The sequence below is a fragment of the Thiomicrospira sp. ALE5 genome (assembly GCF_900112445.1).
Lineage (GTDB): Bacteria > Pseudomonadota > Gammaproteobacteria > Thiomicrospirales > Thiomicrospiraceae > Thiomicrospira.
This window is the reverse complement of the sequence record NZ_FOYY01000003.1, coordinates 1317569-1341672: the sequence shown is the minus strand read 5'-3', so window position 1 is coordinate 1341672 and position 24104 is coordinate 1317569. Positions and strand designations below refer to the sequence as shown.

21 protein-coding genes are annotated in these 24104 nt (G+C 40.6%); 11 read left to right on the top strand and 10 right to left on the bottom strand.

Annotated elements, in window-relative coordinates:
* The first annotated feature begins 12 nt into the window (after positions 1 to 12).
* From BM293_RS06510 to BM293_RS06470, 9 genes are all read left to right on the top strand, one after another.
* Positions 13 to 981, top strand: coding sequence for an AAA family ATPase (locus BM293_RS06510; RefSeq protein ID WP_093447736.1), 969 nt, complete (start codon positions 13 to 15; stop codon positions 979 to 981).
* Positions 982 to 1047: 66 nt separating this feature from the next.
* On the top strand, positions 1048 to 1905 hold the full coding sequence (locus BM293_RS06505; protein WP_234968925.1) for a DUF58 domain-containing protein: 858 nt from the start codon (positions 1048 to 1050) through the stop codon (positions 1903 to 1905).
* Entirely contained in the window at positions 1902 to 2390 is a 489-nt protein-coding gene (locus BM293_RS06500) for a DUF4381 domain-containing protein (RefSeq protein ID WP_093447732.1), read from the top strand. Before BM293_RS06505 ends, BM293_RS06500 begins: the two co-directional genes overlap by 4 nt.
* On the top strand, positions 2387 to 3418 hold the full coding sequence (locus BM293_RS06495) for a VWA domain-containing protein (protein WP_093447730.1): 1032 nt from the start codon (positions 2387 to 2389) through the stop codon (positions 3416 to 3418). Before BM293_RS06500 ends, BM293_RS06495 begins: the two co-directional genes overlap by 4 nt.
* Positions 3411 to 5345 (top strand): vWA domain-containing protein, encoded by a 1935-nt coding sequence (locus BM293_RS06490; RefSeq protein ID WP_093447728.1) that lies wholly within the window; start codon positions 3411 to 3413, stop codon positions 5343 to 5345. Before BM293_RS06495 ends, BM293_RS06490 begins: the two co-directional genes overlap by 8 nt.
* On the top strand, positions 5339 to 6970 hold the full coding sequence (locus tag BM293_RS06485) for a BatD family protein (RefSeq protein WP_093447727.1): 1632 nt from the start codon (positions 5339 to 5341) through the stop codon (positions 6968 to 6970). The genes BM293_RS06490 and BM293_RS06485 overlap by 7 nt, the downstream gene beginning before the upstream one ends.
* 132 nt (positions 6971 to 7102) lie before the next feature.
* Positions 7103 to 7765: an ABC transporter ATP-binding protein gene (locus BM293_RS06480; protein WP_093447725.1), complete on the top strand. Its 663-nt coding sequence runs from the start codon at positions 7103 to 7105 to the stop codon at positions 7763 to 7765.
* 79 nt (positions 7766 to 7844) lie between these two features.
* Positions 7845 to 8885 (top strand): extracellular solute-binding protein, encoded by a 1041-nt coding sequence (locus tag BM293_RS06475; RefSeq protein ID WP_093447724.1) that lies wholly within the window; start codon positions 7845 to 7847, stop codon positions 8883 to 8885.
* 9 nt (positions 8886 to 8894) lie between these two features.
* Entirely contained in the window at positions 8895 to 10523 is a 1629-nt protein-coding gene (locus BM293_RS06470; RefSeq protein WP_093447722.1) for an ABC transporter permease, read from the top strand.
* Between the two features lie 9 nt (positions 10524 to 10532).
* Here the strand turns inward: BM293_RS06470 and BM293_RS06465 are convergent, their stop codons facing one another.
* From BM293_RS06465 to BM293_RS06445, 5 genes are read right to left on the bottom strand one after another with little or no spacing between them, the layout of a single operon-like run.
* Positions 10533 to 11054: an L-threonylcarbamoyladenylate synthase type 1 TsaC gene (locus tag BM293_RS06465; protein ID WP_093447720.1), complete on the bottom strand. Its 522-nt coding sequence runs from the start codon at positions 11052 to 11054 to the stop codon at positions 10533 to 10535.
* A 30-nt stretch (positions 11055 to 11084) separates the two neighbouring features.
* Positions 11085 to 13046 carry a BCCT family transporter gene (locus BM293_RS06460; protein WP_093447719.1) on the bottom strand — a complete coding sequence of 654 codons (1962 nt, stop codon included), beginning with the start codon at positions 13044 to 13046 and terminating at the stop codon, positions 11085 to 11087.
* Positions 13047 to 13061: 15 nt separating this feature from the next.
* A complete protein-coding gene (gene mnmE / locus BM293_RS06455; protein WP_093447717.1) occupies positions 13062 to 14435 on the bottom strand; it encodes a tRNA uridine-5-carboxymethylaminomethyl(34) synthesis GTPase MnmE in 1374 nt (457 codons plus the stop codon).
* Positions 14416 to 15225 (bottom strand): MlaA family lipoprotein, encoded by an 810-nt coding sequence (locus BM293_RS06450; protein WP_093447716.1) that lies wholly within the window; start codon positions 15223 to 15225, stop codon positions 14416 to 14418. The genes mnmE and BM293_RS06450 overlap by 20 nt, the downstream gene beginning before the upstream one ends.
* Positions 15226 to 15230: 5 nt before the next feature.
* On the bottom strand, positions 15231 to 16133 hold the full coding sequence (locus tag BM293_RS06445; protein WP_093447714.1) for a hydrogen peroxide-inducible genes activator: 903 nt from the start codon (positions 16131 to 16133) through the stop codon (positions 15231 to 15233).
* A 256-nt stretch (positions 16134 to 16389) separates the two neighbouring features.
* Here BM293_RS06445 and BM293_RS06440 point away from each other — a divergent pair, with 256 nt between their 5' ends.
* Entirely contained in the window at positions 16390 to 16953 is a 564-nt protein-coding gene (locus tag BM293_RS06440; protein ID WP_093447713.1) for a nitroreductase family protein, read from the top strand.
* Between the two features lie 3 nt (positions 16954 to 16956).
* On the opposite strand, the gene BM293_RS06435 is transcribed toward BM293_RS06440, so the two are convergent.
* From BM293_RS06435 to BM293_RS06420, 4 genes are read right to left on the bottom strand one after another with little or no spacing between them, the layout of a single operon-like run.
* The gene (locus tag BM293_RS06435) at positions 16957 to 18600 is read right to left on the bottom strand and encodes an acetolactate synthase large subunit (protein WP_093447711.1); all 1644 of its coding nucleotides are present in this window, start codon (positions 18598 to 18600) and stop codon (positions 16957 to 16959) included.
* A 42-nt stretch (positions 18601 to 18642) separates the two neighbouring features.
* Positions 18643 to 19281: a thiol:disulfide interchange protein DsbA/DsbL gene (locus tag BM293_RS06430; protein WP_093447710.1), complete on the bottom strand. Its 639-nt coding sequence runs from the start codon at positions 19279 to 19281 to the stop codon at positions 18643 to 18645.
* The gene (gene ccsB, locus BM293_RS06425; RefSeq protein ID WP_200770602.1) at positions 19282 to 20472 is read right to left on the bottom strand and encodes a c-type cytochrome biogenesis protein CcsB; all 1191 of its coding nucleotides are present in this window, start codon (positions 20470 to 20472) and stop codon (positions 19282 to 19284) included.
* Between the two features lie 12 nt (positions 20473 to 20484).
* A complete protein-coding gene (locus tag BM293_RS06420) occupies positions 20485 to 22497 on the bottom strand; it encodes a cytochrome c biogenesis protein ResB (protein ID WP_093447708.1) in 2013 nt (670 codons plus the stop codon).
* A gap of 88 nt (positions 22498 to 22585) precedes the next feature.
* Here BM293_RS06420 and yihA point away from each other — a divergent pair, with 88 nt between their 5' ends.
* Positions 22586 to 23203, top strand: a complete 618-nt coding sequence (gene yihA, locus BM293_RS06415) for a ribosome biogenesis GTP-binding protein YihA/YsxC (protein ID WP_093447706.1) — start codon at positions 22586 to 22588, stop codon at positions 23201 to 23203.
* Positions 23204 to 23205: 2 nt separating this feature from the next.
* Here the strand turns inward: yihA and BM293_RS06410 are convergent, their stop codons facing one another.
* Positions 23206 to 24036, bottom strand: a complete 831-nt coding sequence (locus BM293_RS06410; protein ID WP_093447704.1) for a M48 family metallopeptidase — start codon at positions 24034 to 24036, stop codon at positions 23206 to 23208.
* Positions 24037 to 24104: the final 68 nt, after the last annotated feature.

The following is a 24104-nucleotide window of genomic DNA, read 5'->3' as shown; positions in this document are numbered from 1 at the left end:
AAGAGAAACCTTATGTCAGCAAGTCTTTTAACCGAATTTCAACAATTACAAAAACACCTAAACCAACGCATTATAGGTCAGCCCCATCTTATTGAGCGGTTACTTATCACGCTATTGGCTAAAGGCCATCTGCTTGTTGAGGGGCCGCCCGGTCTAGCAAAAACTAAAGCGGTCAAAACCCTAGCTGAAATGATCGAAGGTGAGTTCCATCGCATTCAGTTCACGCCAGATTTACTACCTGCGGATATAACAGGTACAGATATTTATCGCGCCGAAACCCACCAGTTTGAATTTCAACCTGGACCCATATTTCACAACATCATCCTTGCAGACGAAATTAACCGTGCACCAGCGAAAGTACAATCGGCTTTGCTAGAAGCAATGGGCGAAGGGCAAGTAAGTGTCGGTCAACAAAGCCTACCAATGAAGAAATTATTTATGGTCATGGCAACCCAAAACCCAATTGAACAAGAAGGCACCTATCCCTTACCAGAAGCGCAACTCGATCGGTTTTTAATGCAAGTCAAAATTGACTATCCACAGCGCGATAGTGAACGCCAAATATTGGACCTAGTGGAAAGCGAAGCCCGTGATACGGAACAACAGCACGCTGCATTAGAACTCAGTGAGTCGGCTATATTTGATGCCAGACAAGCCATTCTGAGTTTACACATGGCAGACTCAGTTAAAGACTATATTGTTGAACTGGTTATGGCAACGCGCCAACCCAACAAATATTCAGCCGACCTAGCCAAAAACATCGCCTATGGTGTCAGTCCTCGTGCCACTATTGCACTTTCAGCCTGTGCACGTGCCCAGGCCTGGTTACACGGTCAGGATTTTGTTAGCCCACAAAATGTTCAAGCCGTCATTCATGACGTGTTCCGTCATCGTCTGCTATTAAGCTACGATGCTGAAGCCGATGGAGTTAGCGTCGAACAATGTATTGATACCATTCTTGAGTGGGTTACGGTCGTTTAAATGGACACAAGCTATGATCCCTGTTTATCCAGTCAGGTAGCTGACCTCATTAAATGGCGGTTTCACGTGAAACACCTAAAATTAGGCCATCACCAAAATATTATTGCGATTAACGGCGGTCAACATGCCACACCCAGAAAAGGGCGGGGAATGGAGTTTAATGAAGTGCGCCCCTACCAAATTGGCGATGATCTACGTCATATTGATTGGAAAATCAGCGCACGCACTCAAAAAACCCACACCAAACTCTACAGTGAGGAACACGAAAGGCCGATTATTTTTTTAGTTGAACAAAGTCCTAGCCTACTTTTTGCTAGTAAAGGGCAATTTAAAACAGTGTTGGCCATGAATGCCTGTGCCCAATTAGGCTGGGCGTCACTTAATCAAGGTGATCGCGTGGGTGGCTGTGTTATTGGTGGCGACCGCCAATTGTGGTTTCAACCGAAACGCCAGACAAAAAGCTTTAATGGCCTACTTAATGAAGGTACCCTACAACAACATAAAATTAGCCGCCCAGGGCAAGCAAATCCGCAGGCTTGGTCAATCGCCCTCGAAAAAGTAAAAAATCTCGCTCATCCAGCAAGTCGTATTATTTTAATTGGTGATCTATTAAACCTTGATCAAAGAGCATGGTATAAACTAAATGAACTCGCCCGCCATGCCTCTATCGATGGACTACACCTGACGGATCCGCTGGAGAAATCCATTCCGTCAGCAGGCCTGCTCAAAATATTTGATGGCAACGGAGAACTCAATTTAGATACTCGAACACCTCAATCACGCCACGCTTATCAACAACACTATCAGCAGGCCTGGTTAACTTTAAAACAAAAATTTCGTGTCATAAATAGTGGCTTATCTGAATTAACAACGACACAACCCAGTTTAAACCAGTTACTCAAAATGGGATGGTTGCGCAAATGAACTTGAACCAACCTGAACATTTCGAAAATCCGCTGGCACAACAATTACATGACATTATTCTGCCAGATCCGATTAGTTGGTGGCCGCTTGCTGGCAGCGTTTGGGCTATGCTGATTATAATACTGGGCATTATTATTGGTCTTATAGTCTATTTTTGGCATAGATATCAACAACATAGTTATAGACGCACTGCATTGAGGGATATACAAAAACTCATTGAATATGATGACGATCTGCAACTGATGCAACAACTTAATGCTAAATTAAAACAAGTTGCGATTACGACCTATGGACGACACCAAGTCGCATCCTTAACTGACCAAGCCTGGTTAAACTTTTTACATGACAAAGCACAATTTATACCGCAACCCAATAATATTGGTCAACTCGTGCAATATTACGCAAAAGAAAACAAACTAAGTGCTGCAGAGCGTCAACGACTGATAGATTACGCGCAACAATGGATTAAGGAACACCATCTATGAGCGCGATAAGTGAACTTTTCAGTGCTTTTCACTTCATTTGGCCAGCGCTTATTGTCTTAGCACCTTTGCCTTGGATAATTAGACGCTTTTTAAAGGCTGCGGCGCAAGATCAACAACCTCTCATGGCACCCACACTTGGTCAGCGACTGCAAAACTTTATTAAACCAGGTCAACACGTCATAGATACCGCAGATAAAAACAACTTAAGTTGGCAAATAAAACTTTTTTTTATCCTAGTTTGGTTATTGCTAATTTTTGCAGCAATGCGGCCTGTTTGGTATATCACTCCCACACCCTTTGAAGCCAGTGGCCGCGATATGATGCTATCTGTCGATATATCACCCACTATGTTACATGAAGATATGACCTGGCAAGGTCAACGCGTGGATCGTTTAATCGCGCTGAAACGCGTGATGGATGAGTTTATTAGTCAACGACAAGGCGATAGATTAGGTTTAATTGTGTTTTCAACCGAAGCACACTTAGTCAGCCCACTTACTTATGACTTACAGGCGATTAACCAATTAATGATGGAATCTGAAGTCGGCATGGCAGGGAATACCACCTCAATTGGTGATTCAATTGGACTGGCTATAAAACACCTTAGTGAACAACAAAATGATCGAGCGGTATTGGTTCTTCTAACAGATGGTGCCAATAATGATGGCTATCTTGACCCAATAGATGCCGCTGAAAAAGCCGCCGAAATGGGATTAGTTATTCATACCATTGCCTTTGGTAATGTTGACTCAACATCAGGACGACCCGTAAGCAGTGCATTTGATATTGACCTTGAAGCCCTAGAAACGATTTCTAACATAACAGGTGGACAAAGCTTTGCGGCAGGTGATGCACGAACACTTAGAAATATATACCGAGCAATCAACGAGCTTGAAGCCAATACTTTTGAACTCAACCATTACCGTGCTCGCTATGAACTTTTTATATGGCCGCTAGGTCTAGCTTTAATATTAAGTTGGTTTTTTGCCGGCTATCGACTGATTAAACCGGAGTTAAACCATGTTTAACGAATTTATGTTTATTCGGCCTTGGTGGCTACTTGCGATCATTCCTAGCCTTGTTTTATGGGTACTCTATTTTCGTCGAGTAAACCACAGCTCCGACTGGCAAACTATTATTGAACCTAAGTTTCAACCCTGGCTACTTGGCACCAACCAATCCAACAAAAAATCAGTACCCATGGGCCTAATCGGATTGTTATTAATTTGGATACTTGGCGTAATCGCACTCGCAGGACCTAGTTGGCAAAGTCATAGCTTGCCAGCTCAGCCCAATAGTACTGGAAGTATTATTTTATTAGATTTATCAAAATCCATGTATGCTGATGATTTAAACCCTAACCGTATTTCACGAGCACAATTTAAGTTAACTGATTTAATAAACCAAAACCCAGAGTTGCAGCTAGGTTTGATAGCCTACGCTGGCACGCCACATATTATTACGCCATTATCTCAAGACCCGACAACACTACTCAATCTATTACCGCATCTTACCCCCAGTATTATGCCAAGGCCAGGTGCCGACGCGGTTTCGGCGTTTGAAGTGGCAGCCTCAATGCTGACAAGTCAAAACCATATCAATCAGCGTCATATTATTTGGTTAACCGATGATGTTGAACCCGATGAAATTAATGCCATAGTTAACCTAATCAATCAAAACAATATTCAGCTAAGTATTATGAGTGTTGGAACACAACAAGGGGGCGTTATTCACCATCCAAAGCATGGTCTATTAAGGAATGCTCAAGATGAACTCGTGGTTGCCCCTGTTCCAGAAAAACGACTGGCACAAATTGCACAACAAACTGGCGGCAGTTATGCCAGGCTTCGGCTCGATGATGAAGATTTGCGCAGTTTGTTGCCTCGTGCTGCCCCCACAGCTCGATCAACACAAACAGATACTAGCCAACAGGTTAATCATCCTGTTGATTTTGGGATCTATTTTGCACTAATTTTAATCTTTTTAGCCATGTTTGCTATTCGTCGTGGTTGGTTAATGAATCTAACCGCTATATTCCTACTGAGCTCATTAATGAGTTTTACAACACCAAATTTAGCGCTAGCAAATGACGAACCATTTGATCAACCCAAACCAAATTGGTTACAGCGTCTAACGCCCATATTTATGACCGGCGATCAACGCGGCTACCAGGCCTGGTTACGCCAAGATTATCTTACTGCAGAACGTGAATTCAATGATGCCAATTGGCATGCGGCCAGTTTATATCGTATTGGTGGTTATCAACGAGCAGCAGAATTATTTGCCGAGGATACCAGTGCAGAAGGACAATACAATTTAGCAAACAGTCTTGCGCTGGCTGGACAATTAGAAGACGCCCTTGCAGCCTATGATCGCGCTTTAATGCAACAACCTGAATTCGAACAAGCACAACATAACCGTGACTTAGTGCAACAACTTCTTGATCAACAACCCGAAGCTCAACCTCAAGCTGATATTCCTATTCCTAGTCAAAATGATAACGATGGCGAGGATGAGGGCGGTGGCGGTCAATCCTCTAGCGACGACGGTGAAACGAATCAAGATGATAGCCAAGCAAACGATGATACCAACCAAGAAGGGGGTTCATCTAATGAACAAACCGGCAGTGACCGTAATGAAAACCAAGATAGCCGAGGTGAAACAGATGGCCGTCCAGAAGCTGGAGAAGAAATAGACCCTGGTCTTATTCGGGAAGAACAACAAGATGATAATGAAACAGAAGATGATAGCCTTTCGGAAGAAGGTGACTTACCCGCTAGTCAATCATTTGACCCGCAACAAATTCGTGAAATGCGGGAACGTGAACAGTCTAACCAAGCTTGGTTAAACCAAATAGAAGATAATCCAGGGCGTTTTTTACAACGAAAATTTCAATATCAAACGCAACAAGAATCACGGTCTAGCTCGACTAATGAAGGGGGTAAAACATGGTAAAACTCGGACTATTTTTTATTCTGAGTATGTTAATGATACCTGTTATGACCTATGCAAATTGGTCTGATCGGATGCTAGTAACAGAACTAGAGGCGGCAAAAGTTAATAAAGGCGACGTGGTTAATATTAGTGTTCTCGCAAATTTTCAAACAACCACGCGTGGACCGGATTTTTCCGTATTAATGGATGATTTTGAAATTCTAAGTCGTCAAGCATCTAGCCAGTTACGCGTAATAAATGGCACCCCGACGGGCACCACACTATGGGAGGTTGCCTTAATGCCCAAACGCACTGGTGTTATCGATATTCCATCTTTTAGTGTTGAAGACATAAAAAGTAATGCCTTATCCGTTGAAGTGCTTGATTTACCAGCGCTAGCTGCAGATTATCCCATTACCTTTATGACCGCTGAAATATCAAGCAATACTCCCTATATTCAAGAAGAGGTGCTCTATACCTTGAGACTTCACTATTTGGGTTCTTTGCGTCGCGGATCCGTAGATATGCCAGTATTTAATGACTTCTTAAGTGAACGTATAGTCAATCAAAATCAATTTGAAACCCTAGTCGATGACCGACTTTATCGAGTAATAGAATGGGTTTATGCAATTTATCCACAAAAAAGTGGTGACCTCACTATTCAACCCATGAATTTTGAAGGTGCACTACTACGACAACGCCAGATAGAATTATTTGAAGCAAGTTCAAACAGTGTTACGCTAAATGTGAAACCCATACCTGATAGTTTTCCTATTGATGCGAGCTGGTTACCCGCTCGCCAAATAAACCTTAAACAGGATTGGCAAATTACCGGTGCTTTTAAAGTCGGTGATACTCTAAGTCGTCGCTTAACAATTGAAGCAATAGGACTGCAAGCCAGTCAACTACCTAATCCAAAATTTGAAGAACAGCCGGGCGTGCGAATATATGCCGATCCTGCCGGTCAAAACCAACATACCAGTCAACGAGGTATTAGCAGCAGTAAGCAACAAGTGTTTACTGCTGTATTTCAGCAGCCAGGCGAGATTGAATTAGCTGAAATCAGCATACCTTGGTGGAATACAGTCACAGATAGTCTTGAATATACACGTATAAATGCACGAAAGGTTACGGTCTTACCAGGTGATGTAACCGATACACCTTTACCCGAATGGGTACCGGAGGGATTATCTGATCAATCATCTACTGGGTCTTACTGGCCATTTTTATCCGCTATGCTATTGATTTTATGGCTTGGAACACTTGGTCTTTGGTATCGCCAACGTCTGTTACTTAATCAGCATCCAATACAAAAAACCGATCTATCTAACACACCTCCTAAAACTAGCCAAATGCCTAGTTTAGAAAAATTTAAAGCGCTTAGTGTTTTAGAACAAGGTTTATGGTTGAAAAAGTGGTGGCAACTACAAGGCTTAAAAATAGCAACAATGCCACACCAGGCACCTAAACTCTATAAAGCATTACAACGCCATGAGGCATTAAAATACGGCGCACAGCTACCGGATGATAAACAATTAAATGACACCACTGAGCAGCTTTATTATGCTATTTTGGACTGGCATGAATCAAATCAATCAAGCAGCAAAATAGCCACTAAAGCCTTAGCAGAACTCTATCCAACTTAGCAGTAAATAAGAAAATAGCTTTTTTTAACCAAAATGCATTCGGTCATAAAATAAATAAATGTATTTCACTATTGCAAGTTACTATCATTTAGCTTAAATTAGCAACATAGACTTTTTATTAACGGCGATTTTATGCTAAAAATAAGTGATATTCAGGTTGTATACAATCAGACGCCAATTCTAGATCAATTTAATCTAGACATTGCGGCGGGTGAAATAGTTGGCATTCTTGGGCCTAGTGGTTGCGGTAAAAGCACACTACTACGTGCTATCGCAGGTTTTGTTGAGCTAGCCAAAGGTGAAATCTGCCTTAACAATGCCTGCTTGTGTGATTGTCAGTGTTTTATGCCACCAGAAAAGCGTGGCGTTGGCATGGTCTTCCAAGATAATTCACTGTTTCCACACTTAACCGTTGCTGGCAATATTGCATTTGGTTTAACTAAACTAAATAAAAAAGAGCGACAAAAACGCGTTCAAGAGTTGCTTGAGTTAATTCGTTTAGACGGCATGGAAGATCGCTACCCACACGAACTGTCCGGTGGTCAACAACAACGTGTCGCATTAGCTCGTGCTTTGGCCCCTAAGCCTAGCTTAATTTTATTTGATGAACCTTTTTCTAGCTTAGATAAAGCATTAAGTGAACACCTTGCCGTTGAAATAAGAGAACTGCTTAAAAAACAAAAAACGGCTGCTATCTTGGTTACACATACACAACGGGAAGCTGAGCTTATGTGTGACCGCTACGCGGCATTAAATGATGTCTATCGAAACATTTGGATTGATACAGCCGCTTAAAATAAGCAACATAACATCAAAAAAGCGCCGTTATCGGCGTTTTTTTAATTTAACCAAACTAGTTTGACAAGGAAAGCCCATGAAAAAACCATGGTTAGTCATCAAATCACTCGCTATTTTAATTGGGTTCATAACCATAACGGGCTGTAGTCGTGATGACGATAACACGCCAGGTGTCACTGTTGATGTACCTGTTGTTGTCTACAGTGCCCGTGCTGAGCACTTGATTAGACCTTTATTTGAACGCTTTACCGAAGAAACAGGGGTTCCGGTACAATTTCAAACCGGCAATGCTAACGCTATTGTTGAACGTCTTAGAGCAGAAGGGCGTCAAACGCCAGCTGATGTACTAATTACCGTTGATGCAGGTAATCTCTGGTATGCTGCTGACCAAGGTCTACTACAACCTCTCAATAGTCAATTTATTAACGACACCATACCTGCTCACTTGCGCGATCCCAATGATTTATGGACAGGACTCTCAATTCGTGCCAGAACCTTTGTCTATCACAAAGACCGGATTGATCCAGCCGAGTTAACAGATTACGCTAGCCTTGCTGATCCTAAATGGCAAGGGCGCTTATGCTTGCGCTCGTCCAGTTCAGTCTATACCAAATCATTACTAGCCAGTTTAATTGCTCACCATGGCGAACAAACTACCGAACAAATTGTTCAGGGTTGGGTTAATAACTTAGCGGCACGACCACATGCAAGGGATGCTAACGTGATGGATGCTATCTTATCCGGACAATGTGATGTAGGATTAGTTAATACCTATTATTTTGGGCGTTTAGAAGCCGAAAACCTTGATACACCTTTAGCATTAGCTTGGGCTAATCAAAATACAACAGGCACCCATGTTAATGTATCTGGAGCAGGGATAACTCAGCATGCTAAGAACCCGGATGGCGCTAGACAACTGATAGAATGGTTAGCGAGCGAGGAAGCACAACAAATTTTTGGTGCCCTTAATCGTGAATACCCTGCTAAACCTAATACAGAAATCGATCAACAGGTTCAGGCATGGGGTAGCTTTATTCAAGATCAACTCAACTTAGATATATTAGGGCAACAGCAACAAACAGCTACTCGATTGGCTGATCGAATCGGTTATGACTAAGGCAAATTAGTGAAACTAAGTTTCATACGATTATCGCCATGGCAAATCGCTTTTTGGGCGCTGATATTAATTATCAGTTTGCCCTTGTTGCGAATCTTGGCCAGTTGGTTCGAACCCAGTTCTGATATTTGGCTCCATCTCTATCAGACACGACTCAGTGGCATCATTAGCAATACACTATTATTACTATTTGGAGTAGCAATAGGCGTAACCCTTCTCGGTGTTGCCCTCGCTTGGACTGTTTCACTTTGCGAGTTTCCTGGTCGCAAACTACTTGAATGGCTACTCTTCCTGCCATTTGCCCTGCCTGCCTATGTAATTGGCTTCATATATCTGGGTGTCTTCGATTTCCCGGGACCGGTTCAAACCTGGTTACGCGACACATTGGGTTGGGCTGGATTAGATATTCGTGCCTATGGTCTTACTCTAGTTATTGTCATGACTTTAGTTCTCTATCCCTATGTTTATATGTTAGCGCGCACCGCCTTTTACGCGCAAAATAGTGCCCTAATAGAAAGTGCTCGCTTAATGGGAATGAACGCCTGGCAAGTATTTTGGAAGGTAAGTTTACCACTTGCCAGGCCTGCTATAGCGGCTGGTGCTATGCTAGCATTGATGGAAACATTAGCCGATTTTGGTACAGTCACTTTATATAATTATGCAACACTCACCAGTGCTATTTTTAGCGTATGGGAAGACTTTCGATCATTACAAGTAGCCGCACAACTATCAACACTCTTATTGGTGATTGCGGTTTTGCTCATATTTATTGAACGTTTCAGTCGTGGTCGTGCGCGTTATGACTCTAGACATCGCATCACCTATCGACCCTATAAATTAAAGGGTATCGTCGCTTGGTCTGTCACTGCCGCGATTAGCCTAGTAGTTTTCCTTGCTTTTGTACTACCTTTAGTTCAGCTCGTTATTTGGGCCTGGCAAGCGTATAGCCTAGAATGGGATAATCGTTATTTCGGTTGGATGAGTAATACCTTTACCCTAGCAGGTATCGCCGCATTACTGACTGTCTCACTCGCTATTATATTAAATGCTGTCAAACGCCATACTCGCCTATCACTAATTAGCAGAGCTGGACTAAGATTTGCTAATCTTGGCTATGCTTTACCTGGTTCAGTATTAGCCGTTGGCATTATGTTATTGATTATAGAAATGGGTGAAAAAATTGCCCCAGGATATGGGATTTGGTTAAGTAGTGGCGTTTTAGCCTTATTACTTGCTTATACGGTACGTTTTCTGGCCGTTGCTTATGGACCGATTGAAAGCCATTTTGATACCATCACCCCTTCAATGGTTGAAGCGGCACGAAGTTTAGGTGCAAATCAACAACAGCTAATAGGCCGAATCTATCTACCCATATTAAAGCCTGGCTTAATTGTGGCTGCTTTTATGGTTGCCGTTGATGTAATGAAAGAATTGCCTGCAACCTATTTACTCCGACCCTATGGCTGGGATACTTTGGCAATAAGGGTTTATGAACTAAGCAGTGAAGGCCTTTATGAACAAGCTGCGTTACCCGCGCTTATGCTATTAGGACTTGGATTAATTGCATTGTTAGGTGTTGCCATTATTAACAAGCATTACCAGTCAAGTCGTACTAAAAATCCTGAACCCTTTGCTTAAAAAGTTAAATTAACGTATACGCGTAAAAGTTTGTGCATCCCAAATTTCAGAGGGCTGAGCTAAACCACCTAATTCGCCTTCAACACAATATAACGCTTCACCAAAATAATGTTTAACTTCTGCAGCTGAACGTGCCGGCTCCAAACTAGCTGGATTCGCTGAGGTGGATACCATCACGCTATCAGGCATGGTTTGCGCAAGTTGCTTAACTAATGGATGATGCGACACCCGCACAGCCACACTATTATGCTGACCACTAATCCAATCAGGACAGGCCTGAGTTTTAGGAACAACCCAAGTTACTGCACGTTGGGTATCTGACCAGGCCTGCTGCAACCTGTCAAACCATTGCGGATTAAGTACATCAGCAAATTTTGCCAAAGCATTAATATCTGCAGCGACAAGAATTAAACCTTTTTCAACTGGACGTTGTTTAAGTTTAAGTATTTGATAGACAGCAGTCTGATCCAAGGGATCACAACCTAAGCCATAAACAGCTTCGGTTGGATAAGCAAATACTGAAGCAGACAATTTATAGTCCTTCTAAAACTTAATTTTACGTTAACTTTGCCAAGGCAAATTTATAGTTGATTGTTGCTGGAACGCAAGATAAGCCTCAAAGTGTTTGACTAGATCATCTGCAATGGCTTCTTGATCCCAACCATAAAGGTCGATTGCCTGTGGACCAGAGTTTAAAAATACATCAGCGTGATAAGCATCCATACCTTGATCTGCTACTAAACGTTTAGTAACACCATATATAAATGGTGGTTGGCTATTATTATCAAATTCAATTCTTAGTTCAAGCTGACCCTGCTGTTGATCCTCTATCAATTCAACATCCCAATTTTGCTGTTTCATAGTCTTAGCAATATTGTAAAAAGTTGGTGTAAGAGTTTGTTCAAAGAAATAATCTAATTGTTTTTTTGTGGTCGGTTTCTTAAGCGCCTTTAACCTAGCTTGCCAAGATAGCATGTCAGCATGGGGGGACGCTACATGAAGCATATCTCGTCGCTGCTGTTCCGCCTGTAAAGCTTTAAATAAGGCGACTAACATCAATAACATGATTATTGTAAATGGCACCGCACTTAAAATGGATGCTGTTTGTAAAGCACCGAGTCCACCAGCTAATAATAAGCCAGAAGCTATTGCTCCAAGCAGGCCTGCCCAAAATAGTCGCTGCCACAATGGTGTTTCAGCATCACCGCCACTTGATAAACTGGCTAAGACTAATGCACCCGAATCTGCTGATGTTATAAAGAATGTCATAATCAACAACATGGCAAGGATAGAAATCCAAATGCCCAATTGTAATTCACTAAATAAAGCAAATAAGGCAAGACTATAATCTTGTTGTACTTGATCGACCAGCACTTGAGAACCATGATCACCGATCAAAAATAGGGCCGTATCACCAAAGACTGAAAACCATAAAAAAGTAAAACTAACCGGCACTAGCAATACACCAAAAACAAACTCTCTTAAAGTGCGTCCTTGACTGATTTTAGCTATAAATAAACCTACAAAAGGTGCCCAAGCTATAGTCCAAGCAAAAATAAACAAGGTCCAATTACCCAACCAATCTGAACTGGTGTAAGCCTGTAAATTAAAGGTTCTAGCAACTAAACCGCTAAGATAAAGCCCTGTGTTTTCAATAAATCTTTCTAAGATAATTAAGGTAGGGCCAGCTAAAGCTACAACAGTTAACAAAAATACAGCGAGACTCATATTAATAATTGATAAACGCTTGATACCCTTGTCTAAACCCACTGCGACAGATAACATTGCAAATAACGTTAAAATTAAAATAACACTAATTTGAACGCCTGTTGCAAGCGGGATACTCGGCCAAATACTATTGAGACCGGCATTAATTTGGCTAACGGATAGTCCTAGGGTCGTAGCTAAGCCAAGCGTCGTTGCTAGGATAGCAATAACATCAACACCATGCCCAATGGGTCCGTTGATACGTTGGCCTATTAATGGATAAAGGCAAGACCGTAATGCTAAAGGAAGCTTGTGACGGTAACTAAAATAAGCCAAGCTTAATCCAACTAAACCATAAATAGCCCAAATATGAAAACCCCAATGAAAATAAGCAATTTGCATTGACTGCTGAGCAAGTTGGTCAGCTGAAGTATCGGAATAGGGTGGGTTTAAATAGTGCATAACCGGTTCTGCTACCCCAAAAAACAACAAGGCTATGCCGTAACCAGCTGAAAAGATCATTGCTAACCAGATCCAAAAAGGATATTTAGCAGCGGTTTGATCGGGTCCAAGAGGTATTTGACCCCATGATGAAAATGCAATGACTAGCAGACCAATTAGAAAAAAGGCGACGGCTAAAATAAATACCCAGCCAAAGTTTTGCGTTGCCGCTGCCAGACTTGCTGTAAAAAATTGCGCCATATTTTCTGGCACTAATAGGGTTAAGGTTAACAGAGTAAGCAGTAAGCCAACAGCAGGAAAAAAGACAGGTTTACACCCAACTGAAATAGTTTGTAATGCGTTAATCAACTTCATAGTCGATACTATAAATCATTTACCTATACAAAACGAACTAAAAATTCTGCCTAGTAGATCATCCGAGGTAAACCGACCGGTAATTTCACTCAAGTGTTCTTGTGCTAGTCGCAATTCTTCTGCAAGTAATTCTCCAGCGGCAAGGTCCAGTTGTGTTTTCGCAAAATCTAGGTGATTATTTGCTTGTTCTAAGGCGAGTAGATGACGTTTACGCGCTAAAAAAACACCTTCATTAGTTTGTTTAAAACCCATAATATTCTTTAAATGATGGGTTAATATATCAATACCTTGCTTATGTTTTGCAGATAACGCAATTTCATAACCCTGAGAAAGTTTAGTAACGCTGGGTTGTTCGTTAGTTAAATCTATCTTGTTTTTGATTAGAGTAACGGACAGATTTTTTGGAAGCTTGTCGATAATTGCTTGATCATTTTGGTCAATTTTTTGACCTGCTTGAACCATAACCAATACATGATCTGCATGTTCTATAGCTTGCCATGCCCGTGTTATACCAATCTGTTCAACAGCATCTTTTGTATCTCGTAATCCGGCTGTATCCAGTATATGCAATGGCATACCGTCAAGATGAATTTCCGCTTTGACTATATCTCGAGTTGTGCCAGCAATATCAGTAACAATTGCAGTTTCTTCTCCAGATAAGGCATTAAGTAAACTTGATTTGCCTGCATTTGGTTGGCCTAGTATGACCACAGACATACCTTCTCTTAGTAATGCCCCTTGTTGAGCCTGAGTGACGACTTTTTCTAATTGTGTTTTAACTTGGTTAAGTTGATGTTGAATATGTCCATCTGATAAAAAATCAATTTCTTCTTCAGGGAAATCTATCGCTGCTTCAACATACAATCTTAATGTTATCAGTTGTTCTACAAGTTGGTTAATGGTTTGAGAGAAATCACCTTGCAATGATCGTAAAGCACTTTTAGCAGCTTGAGCCGATGTTGCAGAAATTAAATCAGCAATGGCTTCAGCTTGGGTTAAATCAAGTTTATCGTTTAAAAAAGCTTGTTGTGAAAACTCACCTGGTTTTGCAAGTCTTGCACCTGATGCAACCACTTCTTCGATTAACCATTGCATAATAATCGGGCCACCATGGCCTTGAAGTTCGAGTACATCTTCACCGGTAAAGGAATGGGGGGCTTTAAATCTTATTGCGATACCCTGATCAAGAATATCACCCTGTTGTCCATAGAAGGGCCCGTAGTGTGCTTTTCTTATTTCAGGTAGGCAATGAAGTATCTTTTGACAAATATCATCACTAGCAGGACCAGAAATACGAATTATGCCAACACCACCGCGTCCAGGTGGTGTTGCTAAGGCGACAATCGTTTCTTTTTGGGTTGATGTAAGATTAATCAAAGTCAAAGTCATCTAGTGGGTCAAGTGGCGGGTTGCCATTATAAAGTCGATTTTTGCGCATTTGGATGCTGGCTTCGCGAAAGAATATATAAGGTTCATCCATGGTTAATAAGGGTTCTACAAAATCAATGATGTCAACATAACGATCAAATTGGTTAATTAAGGTTAATTGAAGATGTTCATCAGCAGTGGTGTTTAAAAAATAGCGATAACCAGGATCAACAACATAATCAACGCTCAAACCGGCTAGGTCTCGAGTAGAACTGGCACCTAAAAAGGGCAATACCAAAAAATTTGCGTCCTTACCTATATTCCAAACATAAAGAGTTTGTCCAAAATCTTTTGGTTCATAAGCTAGCCCAGCAGGTGTAGCTATGTCTAATAGACCACCAAAACCAAATACCGTATTGACAGAAAACCGCATGATGTCATTCATAGTGCCTTCGGCATTGCCTTGTAATGCGTTATTTACCATGTTGATTGGCATGCGAAGGTTAGTAAAGAAATTCCGTATGCCTGTGCGGATGGGTTGAGGTGTAATACGTTTATAGGTTGTACCAACGGGTTCACCTACGTATTGGTGAAACCCAAGATTAAATCTAAACATACGACGATTAAAATTTTCGTAAGGATCATGAGGGTTTAGATTGCTATATTGAGTTTCTGAAGTATCTGATGAAATAACAGCATTTTGTTTTTCTATGAAGTGAAGTAAATCAACTACTGTTCCTTCGTTGGCTTTGATTTGAAAACTAGCAAGCAGAAGGCTAATTGTTATGATTAAAATTTTTGATACTTTCATACTGACTACTTTGCTGTACAAGTAAGTTTTATTTTCTGTAATGTTTCTAACATACAGTCAATAGCTTTTTGATGAGTATAACTTTTTCGCCAAGCAAGAATAACGTTTCTGTAGGGTATTTGATCTGAAAATTTTCTAATGGTAAGCAGATTGTTGTCATAGTTTGTAACAGATGTGCATGGCAAAATACTCACACCAGCGTTAGATGCAACCATCAAACGAATCGTTTCGATTGAACTACTTTCTAAGGTTCTTTGTAAGTGATGTTCAATATGATTTTTAGATAGACAATCAAGTACTTGATTTCTAAAACAATGTTTTTCACCTAATAGCAATAATTTTTGATTGCTAAGGTCTTCAAGAGTTAGGTGATCCTTTTGACACAATTTATTTTTATTTGATAAAGCAATAACAAAGGGTTCTTGGTAGAGAAATTGCGTTTCAATACCAGGTTCGTCAAAAGGTGATGAAAGGATAACAAAATCTAGTTCGCCATCATGTAGTTTTTTGATCAGATCTTCTGTGTAATTTTCTTGGATGATAAATTGAATATCAGGTTTAGTTTGTTGAAATTCTGTAATTAAATTTGGAATGATGTAAGGCGCGATAGTAAAAATGGCACCTAACTTTATTTCTGTGATGTCATTATTTTGATGTCTTTTTGCGAGTTCTTTGATGGTATTTGTTTTTTTTGTTATTTCTTCGGCTAACTTAACAATTTCGTTTCCTATGGGTGTAATCAAAATATCATTTTTCTGTCGTTCAAAGATAGTTACGCCTAATTCTTCTTCGACTTTTTTGATTGCAATACTGAGTGTAGGTTGGCTTACAAAACACAATTCAGCTGCTTTTCTAAAATGACGTTCTTTAGCAACTGCAAGTATGTATTTGAGTTCGTTGAGGGTCATAAAGTTATCCCTATAGGTTTATATATTTTATATATTTGTTTATTTTTGTTTTTGTTGGTGCATTACAATAAACTGTATAACTTACAAAAATTGATAGTAATCAGTAACTTATCTTGTGGCTAGTTGTATGGAAAAATGATGTTTTACTCTAAGAACATCATGTGTATGGATTGTGAACAATTTTCAACTCTATATAATAGTTGCAAATTATTCACACTAGTCCACAACTTATTACCAACTTAATTTTGAGGTTTAAATGCTTATTTCATGCATAAAAAAACGTAGAAGTATTTTTCAATTTCAACCTCAATCTGTTCCAACTAATGTGTTAAAGCAATGTTTAGAAGCCGCAATTTGGGCGCCAAATCATCGTTTAACTGAACCATGGCGTTTTTATGTCATTGGCCCAAAAACTCATCAAAAATTAGCCAGCATATATGCAAATTTACGTGCAAAAAAACGCGCCAATACTGGCCTAAGCAATTACCAAGTTTTGTATGATCATGCAGTTAAAAAATTTATGGCTATTCCACAAGTTATTTTTGTTGGTCAGGTTCTAGACTCAGATCCTGTTATATCAAAAGAAGACTATGCGGCTTGTGCATGTGCCATACAAAATTTTCAACTTGTTGCTTGGGAACTCGAATTAGGTGTGCAATGGAGTACGGGTCCAATTTTAACTGCGGCTGAAACCGCAAATTTATTGGGAATCGATTTAGCAAAGACAAGCTTAATTGCCGCGCTTTATATCGGTTATCCCAAGGCGATACCTACTTCTTCTCGTCAGAATGTTAAAAACTTAACTTGTTATTATGACTAGTCTTTAATCATGCATCTCATTAATAACAGATCCAAGCAATTGGGTTAATCGATCATTTTGTGAATAATCTACCGGACAGTCAATTATGCTGACTGTGTTGTCTTTTAACGCTTGTTTGAGTACAGGTAGCAATTCATTAGCTTGATTGATACGATAGCCTTTGGCTCCAAAAGATTCTGCATATTGCACAAAGTCTGGGTTATTGAAGTCAACATACCCAGCACGACCATATTTACGAGTTTGTTTCCATTCTATAAGACCGTATTGGCTATCATTCCAAATCAGAATAACAAAGGGTGTTTCGCAACGAAGTGCCGTCTCTATTTCTTGTGAGTTCATCATAAAACCAGCATCACCTGTTACGGCGACTATGGCTTGGTTTGGCATAGCTAATTTTGCTGCAATAGCGCCAGGTACGGCTATACCCATACCAGCGAAACCATTTGAGATGATACAGGTATTAGGCTTTTCAGCTCTAAACATGCGTGCCATCCACATTTTATGAGCACCGACATCACATATTGCAATGTCATCGCGCTTCATGGCGGTTCGTAAATCCCAGATGATTTTTTGTGGTAAAAGTGGAAAATCTTCACTGCCTTTACAACGATTCATCTCAGCCATTGTGGCATCGCGAAGTAGATGATCCAGTGGAAAATTTGGACGCGTATTAAGGATGGCGCTCAGTTGCAGAAGATTACTTGCAATATCACCAATTAATTCGACCTCAGGTAAATAAGAAGCGTCTACTTCCGCGGGCAAGGGATCTATGTGGATAATACGATGTTGATGACCGGGATTCCATAGATGTGGATGATACTCAACCATATCAAAACCAATACAAATAACGAGGTCTGCCTTTGAAAAACCACCATTTTCATAGTCACCCTTCTGCAAGCCCGCTGTACCCATAGCGGTAGGATTTTTAAAGAATGGGATAACGCCCTTTGCCATAAATGTATTGACGACAGGGATGTTTCGTTGTTTTGCTAGTGCATAAACTTGTGCCGATGCATTAGCCCTTATTGCACCATTGCCCACTAAAATTAGCGGTGATGTTGCATCTTGAATAGCACTAGCGGCTTCTTTAATAAGTTTTTCACTGGCTGTGGTAGGCCGCGCATGTTTAACGGGTAAGGGCTGCGTTTTGGTCGCCATTTCAGCGATGTTTTCGGGGAAATCAATAAAACTGGCACCGGGCTTTTCTGTTTGTGCAATTTTAAACGCTTTACGGACTACTTCTGGTACGGTGTCAGGTTCAAGTATTTGAGTGGCATATTTTGAAATAGGTTTAAACATGCTTACCAGATCTACCACCTGATGAGACTCTTTATGCATTCGGGTGGTTGCAGCTTGGCCGGCAATGGCAACAAGTGGCGCATTATCCATGTTAGCATCGGCCACACCCGTTACTAAATTCGTGGCACCTGGTCCAAGGGTCGATAAGCAAACCCCCGCTTTTCCTGTAAGGCGACCATATACATCAGCCATGAAAGCTGCACCTTGCTCATGTCGTGCAGTTATAAAGCGAATGTTTGAATCCAGCAGCGCATCAACTAAATCAAGGTTTTCTTCACCTGGAATACCAAAGATAAATTCAACTTGCTCATTTTCTAAGCATTTTACAAAGAGTTGTGCGGCATTCATGAGTAAACCTTAATGGCGTAGATTGTTCAAAATCTTAAGTGTTTATAGTTGTAATAATGCATTAACGTTTCGCCAGAGAGGTTGATGGCCACCGCTCATAGTAAGGTCGGTTAAATAACGTCCGTTTACTATTAAACTTGGCACACCTTCAATTCCGTAGGCTTGAGTGCGACGTTGGGCACGACGAACGCTTTGATCAACCTTGAAAGAATTAAAACTTTGGATAAATTGATCAGCGGTAACATTGAATTGACTGTGAAATTCAGCAATGCTAGCTAAATTAGACAGGGGTAAACGATCACGATGCAGGGCATCAAAGAACGCACGATTAGATTGATCAATAATGTTGAGATCTTCAGCTGCATAATAAACACGTGCCATAAAAATCCAACTTTGATTATTAAGCACGGCAGGCATTCGTTCGAAATTAACCTGGGCTGGTTTAGTTTCTAACCACTTGTATAAGCTATTTTGCAGATTGTAACAGTGCGGACAGCCATAAAAGAATACTTCAGTCACTTGTCTAGAATGAGGTGAAATAGATTGAGTTTCACGCACTTCACGGTAATCAATACCAGGATTTAATTGTGCTAATGCGGACTGAGAAAAGGCAAGCCCGCTAAGCAGGCCTGCCCCAGTTAACCGCACAGCTTGTCGGCGTGTTAACTTAGAATGATGCATTTAGAGTTCTCCGTAAGAATGAAGTCCTGATAAGAATATATTAACACCAAGGAAGGTAAAGGTAGTCACAAACAAGCCGATTACTGCCCACCAGGCCATAACAGGACCGGACCATCCTTTCGTCATGCGCATGTGTAACCAACCCGCATAGGTTAGCCATAAAATCAGTGACCAAGTTTCTTTAGGATCCCAAGACCAATAACCTCCCCAAGCTTCAGCAGCCCACATGGCGCCTAGTACCGTGGCTAGAGTAAAGAAAGCAAAACCTATCGCTATTGAACGATACATAATGTTTTCCATGGTTTGCAAGCTTGGCATGTGAGTCAATAAACGATGTTGTGGCGAACGTTTTTCTAGTGACAAACGCCATAGTACGGCTACACCAATCATCGCAGCAATAGAGAAACCACCATAACCAACAAAGTTAGCAGGCACATGTATTTTCATCCACCAGCTTTGCAGTGCAGGAATGAGTGGTTGAATTTCGTGTGCCTGACGGTCAAATACATACCAAAGAACAAATAATACTGACGCACTCATTACAACCATAACGAAGCCACCCATTGCACGAGTTTTGAATTTTTGCTCGTAATATAGGTACATTAGAATGGTCATTACTACAAATAGAATAAATACCTCATAAAGTGAACTGACAGGTATATGGCCATAATCGACATTAATTAGATAAGATTCATACCAACGTACCATCATACCGACAAAACCAAAGGTCGCGGCAGTCCAAGCTAAGAAGGTTGATAAGCGATAGATAAAATCAGAGTTCTTAAAAAAGGCAACAAAATAAGTGATAGTGGAAACTAAAACAAAGAATGTCATCCACATGATAGCGGCTTGGCTAGAAATTAAGTATTTCAAAAAGAAATTGGTTTCTTGCGCAGCGTATTCGTTGCCATTGAGTTGATACATCCACAACGCCATGAGTGTTATGGTTGTGACCGTATAAAAGTGTGTTTGAAAACTACGCCAATACCAACCCATCCAGATCGTTGCTAAAGCGGTTCCAAAAAGGATTGCTTCTTCATAGACATCCATGAATTCACTATAAACCAGCCAAGAAACGAAACTTGCGGTAAAGATAAATGCGGCCCAGAGATAGTCACGAGGTAAAATTTTATCCCATATACTTTCTTTTTTGGGCATTCTATTGGTATTTTGATTGATTGTTGTATCCATTTGGTACCCGTCCTATGCTTTGAACTTATTAACCATTGCTTCAAACTCAGCGTCTGTTTCAGGTAACTTGCGGTTATCTTTCGACGCCAGTGTTATTTCCGTATGACCCTCTTGAGGTCTAATATGTACCCAGAAACGTCTTTGGCGTACATAAAACATAAAGAAAATACCTAATATTAACAAGAAGCTGCCAATATAAACCACATTTTTTCCTGGAGACTTAGTGATTTGTAATCCGCTCGATTGAATTAATGTGAAATCTGTTAGCTGTAATAATACGGGTGAACCAAATCTATGTAATGCCCCGATTGCTGTAAGTGCATCTTCAAACCAAATTTGGTGTTCTTCGCTAATATCTTGATTTGAATTCATTGCGACCCCTTCTTGCTCTAAAACATGAAGATAAAGGCTTTGTAGCGCATTAGCTAATTGTCCGAAATAAAACGATGCCACGGCTTCTTGTTCATCGAGGGGTACATTTTGTTCGATAAAGCGGGTAATACCATCAAAACCGGCTTGGCGATAAAGCTGAGTAAGTTGTTGCATTAATTGCAGATGCATCGAATAAGAACGATCATCCATTTCTAAAGGCTTTGGAAAAGCCTCACGCCAGATAACGGCCGCATTATTAGGGTTATTAACCAAGGCTAACATATTAAAGAAGCGATCCATGGTGCGTGCGTCATCAGCAGGCACAAATAAGTACCTAAAATCGTCTCGAACATCACTTCTTACGCCAGTCATATAAAACCAACGCCCTTCTTGTTCATTTGGAATCATGTATTGTTCATATTCTACTGCGATACCCTGTTCATTACGAACTCGATATAAAACGCTTGGACCATTGTTTTTCATTTTACGACCCGTGATGGCAGCTTCTTCTTCATCCCTGGGAACAATGTTGTAAAGTTGAAAATCATTAAACTCTATGCGGAACCGACCTTCTGGTGTGTTAACGTATTCGTGTCTATTAATCGCAGATTCTAGTTCTGTCTTAGAGGCTATAGGTGAATTTAATGCGTGCACATTAAAATTAACCAGTGACCCACCATCACCATAGGAAGCTTGGTAAATTGCAAAGTTTTTATAGTATAGAGGGTAGTTTACTTCGATCGTTTCACGTATGGGCTCATCATAATCTGGTGAATAGAGAGCAATATCACTTTCATAGGATTTAGCCATACCATTGTCGTAGTAGGTTACTCTAAAGTCTTCTACTTCAATTCTAAATGGCAGTTGTTGAACTAGGTAGCCTTGGCGGTGGGGTAAAAACAATACATCGGCGCTGCGCCCTTCGCGAATATTAACGTTACCACGGTAAGAGAAATTCGCAGGTGTTAACCAAGAATTGGGATTAACTTCATCAAGCGGTACACTGCGAGTTTCCGCTTCAAGATTGCCAAAAATTTCGGCGAACCTTAAATAAGCATTACTATCCATTAACGCACCAATCACGATAATAATGATGGATACATGGGATAGAAAATAACCAATACGATTTAGGTGCCCTTTTAAACCCGCAACGGTTACACTTCCATCGCTACGTTGATGAATGCGTGTTTTATATCCCTCTGTTTTTAACAAGGCTTCGGCAAAGCTTTGTTGTTCTGCAATAGAATATGCTGCTGTAAAGGTTGTGTTATTGGGTTGATGCTTTAGCGCGGTTAGTGATAATTTTTCACTGTATTGCTTCATCTCTTTAATGAAAACAGGGGTATTACGTGTGACACACACCCCTGTAGAAACCAGTAGAAATAACAAAACCAACATAAACCAACCTGCAAGATAAACTTCATACAGGTTAAGACTTAAATAAACTTCATACCAGAATGGACCAAACTTTATAATATAGTCTTGAACTACTTGATCTTGTTGTAATACAGTTCCAATTACAGAAGCAATCGAAAGCATAACTAGCAATGTAATGGCTAGGTTCATCGAACCCAAAAATTCGATCCACAAGCCTGGTTTTTTAACAGGTTTTGGTGCGGTTTTAGACTGAGTGGTGGTGTTAACACTTGACATAACAAAACCCTAGTAGTTTGGTTGGTTTTTATTCTGATCAATGAGTATATACTCCTAAGCCTAAATATAAAAGGTAAAAAATTAACAAATGAACCAACATCCGCTCTATCAAAAAGCACAGTACTTAAAAAGTGCACCTAATTTATCTCACTGTCCAGAAGACCAGGGTTATGAAGTGGCATTTGCTGGACGTTCAAACGCCGGTAAGTCCAGCGCACTTAATGTTATTTGTAGTCAAAAAAGTCTTGCAAGGACTAGTAAAACGCCTGGGCGTACGCAAATGATCAATTATTTTCAATTGGATGAACAGCGGTTTCTTATTGATTTACCTGGCTATGGTTTTGCAAAAGTTAATGTAAAAGTGAAACGTGTGTGGGAGGCCGGCTTGAGTGATTACATAGAGCAACGTCAATCGCTGAAAGGCTTGGTGTTGATGATGGATGTTCGTCACCCTTTACAACCACTTGATGTGATGATGCTAGATTGGTGTAATGAGTTAGAGTTACCTATACACGTACTATTAACGAAAGCAGATAAGTTAAGTCGCAATCAGGCCAACCAGGCCTGGTTACAACTTAATAAACAGTTACAAAATCAATATCCATTAGCCAGTGCTCAGCTATTTTCATCGCTAAACAAGCAAGGATTAGAGCAGGCTTGGCAAAAGCTGGATAGTTGGTTTGATTACATCATTAAAGTTAAATAGCTTTAGTTTGTGCGCTCTGTCAGTGCTTGTTGATAGATAGGTTGTAAACGAGCAGAATAACGTGTCAGATCTTTAATACGTGAGTCATAAGATGGGTGGGTACTTAAAAATTCTGGTGGTGCACCACCTTGAGATAACTTAGCCATTCTTTCCCAAATCGCAATAGCGGCAGCGGGATCGTAACCACTTCTTGCAGCGAGTTCAATGCCAATTCGGTCTGCTTCTACCTCATGTACGCGACTAAAGGGCAGCAAAATACCAACATTCATCACCGCACCCGCTAAATCAAGCGCGGCACCTTGAACACCCGTTAGCTGTCCGACGACACTTAAACCGACCGAGCCAATTTGGGCTTGTGAAATACGTTCGCGAGCATGTTCACGGAGTTCATGCGCCATTTCATGACCCATAATGGCTGCAATCTCGTCATCATTTAATGATAGTTGCTCGATTAATCCCGAATAAAACATAATTTTGCCGCCTGGCATCACCCAGGCATTAATCATTTCATCATTAATAAGATTAACTTCCCAATCCCAATTAACCGCATCGGGTCGAAAGTGTGCCGCATGGGGAATCATGTCGTCCAAAATGCGATTCAAACGCGCTAACAATTCTGGATCTTGATTAAGCGTGCCGTCGGCCTCGGCTTCTTGAAGTACAGTTTGATAGGCTTCACTACCAGCTTTAACTAATTCAGCTTGGGATATTAAAAAAAATTGAGACCGGTTAACGTCAACTAAACCCGGTGTAGTTGAAGTAGTAGTACAGCCCATTAATAACAATCCGACTAGCGCAAAAACTAGGTTTTTTGGGTTAATCAATCGGTTCATGTTTTTCTCTAGTTAAGTTTTGTTTGTCAGTAGACTAAGTTTAACCCTTTTTGAATGTTTTTAAAGCC

What these genes read in the sequence shown, in the direction of transcription:
- BM293_RS06510 (WP_093447736.1), top strand. Translation starts at nt 13, where the DNA reads ATGTCAGCAAGTCTTTTAACCGAATTTCAACAATTACAAAAACACCTA.
- BM293_RS06500 (WP_093447732.1), top strand. Translation starts at nt 1,902, where the DNA reads ATGAACTTGAACCAACCTGAACATTTCGAAAATCCGCTGGCACAACAA.
- BM293_RS06495 (WP_093447730.1), top strand. Translation starts at nt 2,387, where the DNA reads ATGAGCGCGATAAGTGAACTTTTCAGTGCTTTTCACTTCATTTGGCCA.
- BM293_RS06490 (WP_093447728.1), top strand. Translation starts at nt 3,411, where the DNA reads ATGTTTAACGAATTTATGTTTATTCGGCCTTGGTGGCTACTTGCGATC.
- BM293_RS06485 (WP_093447727.1), top strand. Translation starts at nt 5,339, where the DNA reads ATGGTAAAACTCGGACTATTTTTTATTCTGAGTATGTTAATGATACCT.
- BM293_RS06480 (WP_093447725.1), top strand. Translation starts at nt 7,103, where the DNA reads ATGCTAAAAATAAGTGATATTCAGGTTGTATACAATCAGACGCCAATT.
- BM293_RS06475 (WP_093447724.1), top strand. Translation starts at nt 7,845, where the DNA reads ATGAAAAAACCATGGTTAGTCATCAAATCACTCGCTATTTTAATTGGG.
- BM293_RS06460 (WP_093447719.1), bottom strand. Translation starts at nt 13,046, where the DNA reads ATGAAGTTGATTAACGCATTACAAACTATTTCAGTTGGGTGTAAACCT.
- mnmE (WP_093447717.1), bottom strand. Translation starts at nt 14,435, where the DNA reads ATGACTTTGACTTTGATTAATCTTACATCAACCCAAAAAGAAACGATT.
- BM293_RS06450 (WP_093447716.1), bottom strand. Translation starts at nt 15,225, where the DNA reads ATGAAAGTATCAAAAATTTTAATCATAACAATTAGCCTTCTGCTTGCT.
- BM293_RS06445 (WP_093447714.1), bottom strand. Translation starts at nt 16,133, where the DNA reads ATGACCCTCAACGAACTCAAATACATACTTGCAGTTGCTAAAGAACGT.
- BM293_RS06440 (WP_093447713.1), top strand. Translation starts at nt 16,390, where the DNA reads ATGCTTATTTCATGCATAAAAAAACGTAGAAGTATTTTTCAATTTCAA.
- BM293_RS06435 (WP_093447711.1), bottom strand. Translation starts at nt 18,600, where the DNA reads ATGAATGCCGCACAACTCTTTGTAAAATGCTTAGAAAATGAGCAAGTT.
- BM293_RS06430 (WP_093447710.1), bottom strand. Translation starts at nt 19,281, where the DNA reads ATGCATCATTCTAAGTTAACACGCCGACAAGCTGTGCGGTTAACTGGG.
- ccsB (WP_200770602.1), bottom strand. Translation starts at nt 20,472, where the DNA reads ATGGATACAACAATCAATCAAAATACCAATAGAATGCCCAAAAAAGAA.
- BM293_RS06420 (WP_093447708.1), bottom strand. Translation starts at nt 22,497, where the DNA reads ATGTCAAGTGTTAACACCACCACTCAGTCTAAAACCGCACCAAAACCT.
- yihA (WP_093447706.1), top strand. Translation starts at nt 22,586, where the DNA reads ATGAACCAACATCCGCTCTATCAAAAAGCACAGTACTTAAAAAGTGCA.
- BM293_RS06410 (WP_093447704.1), bottom strand. Translation starts at nt 24,036, where the DNA reads ATGAACCGATTGATTAACCCAAAAAACCTAGTTTTTGCGCTAGTCGGA.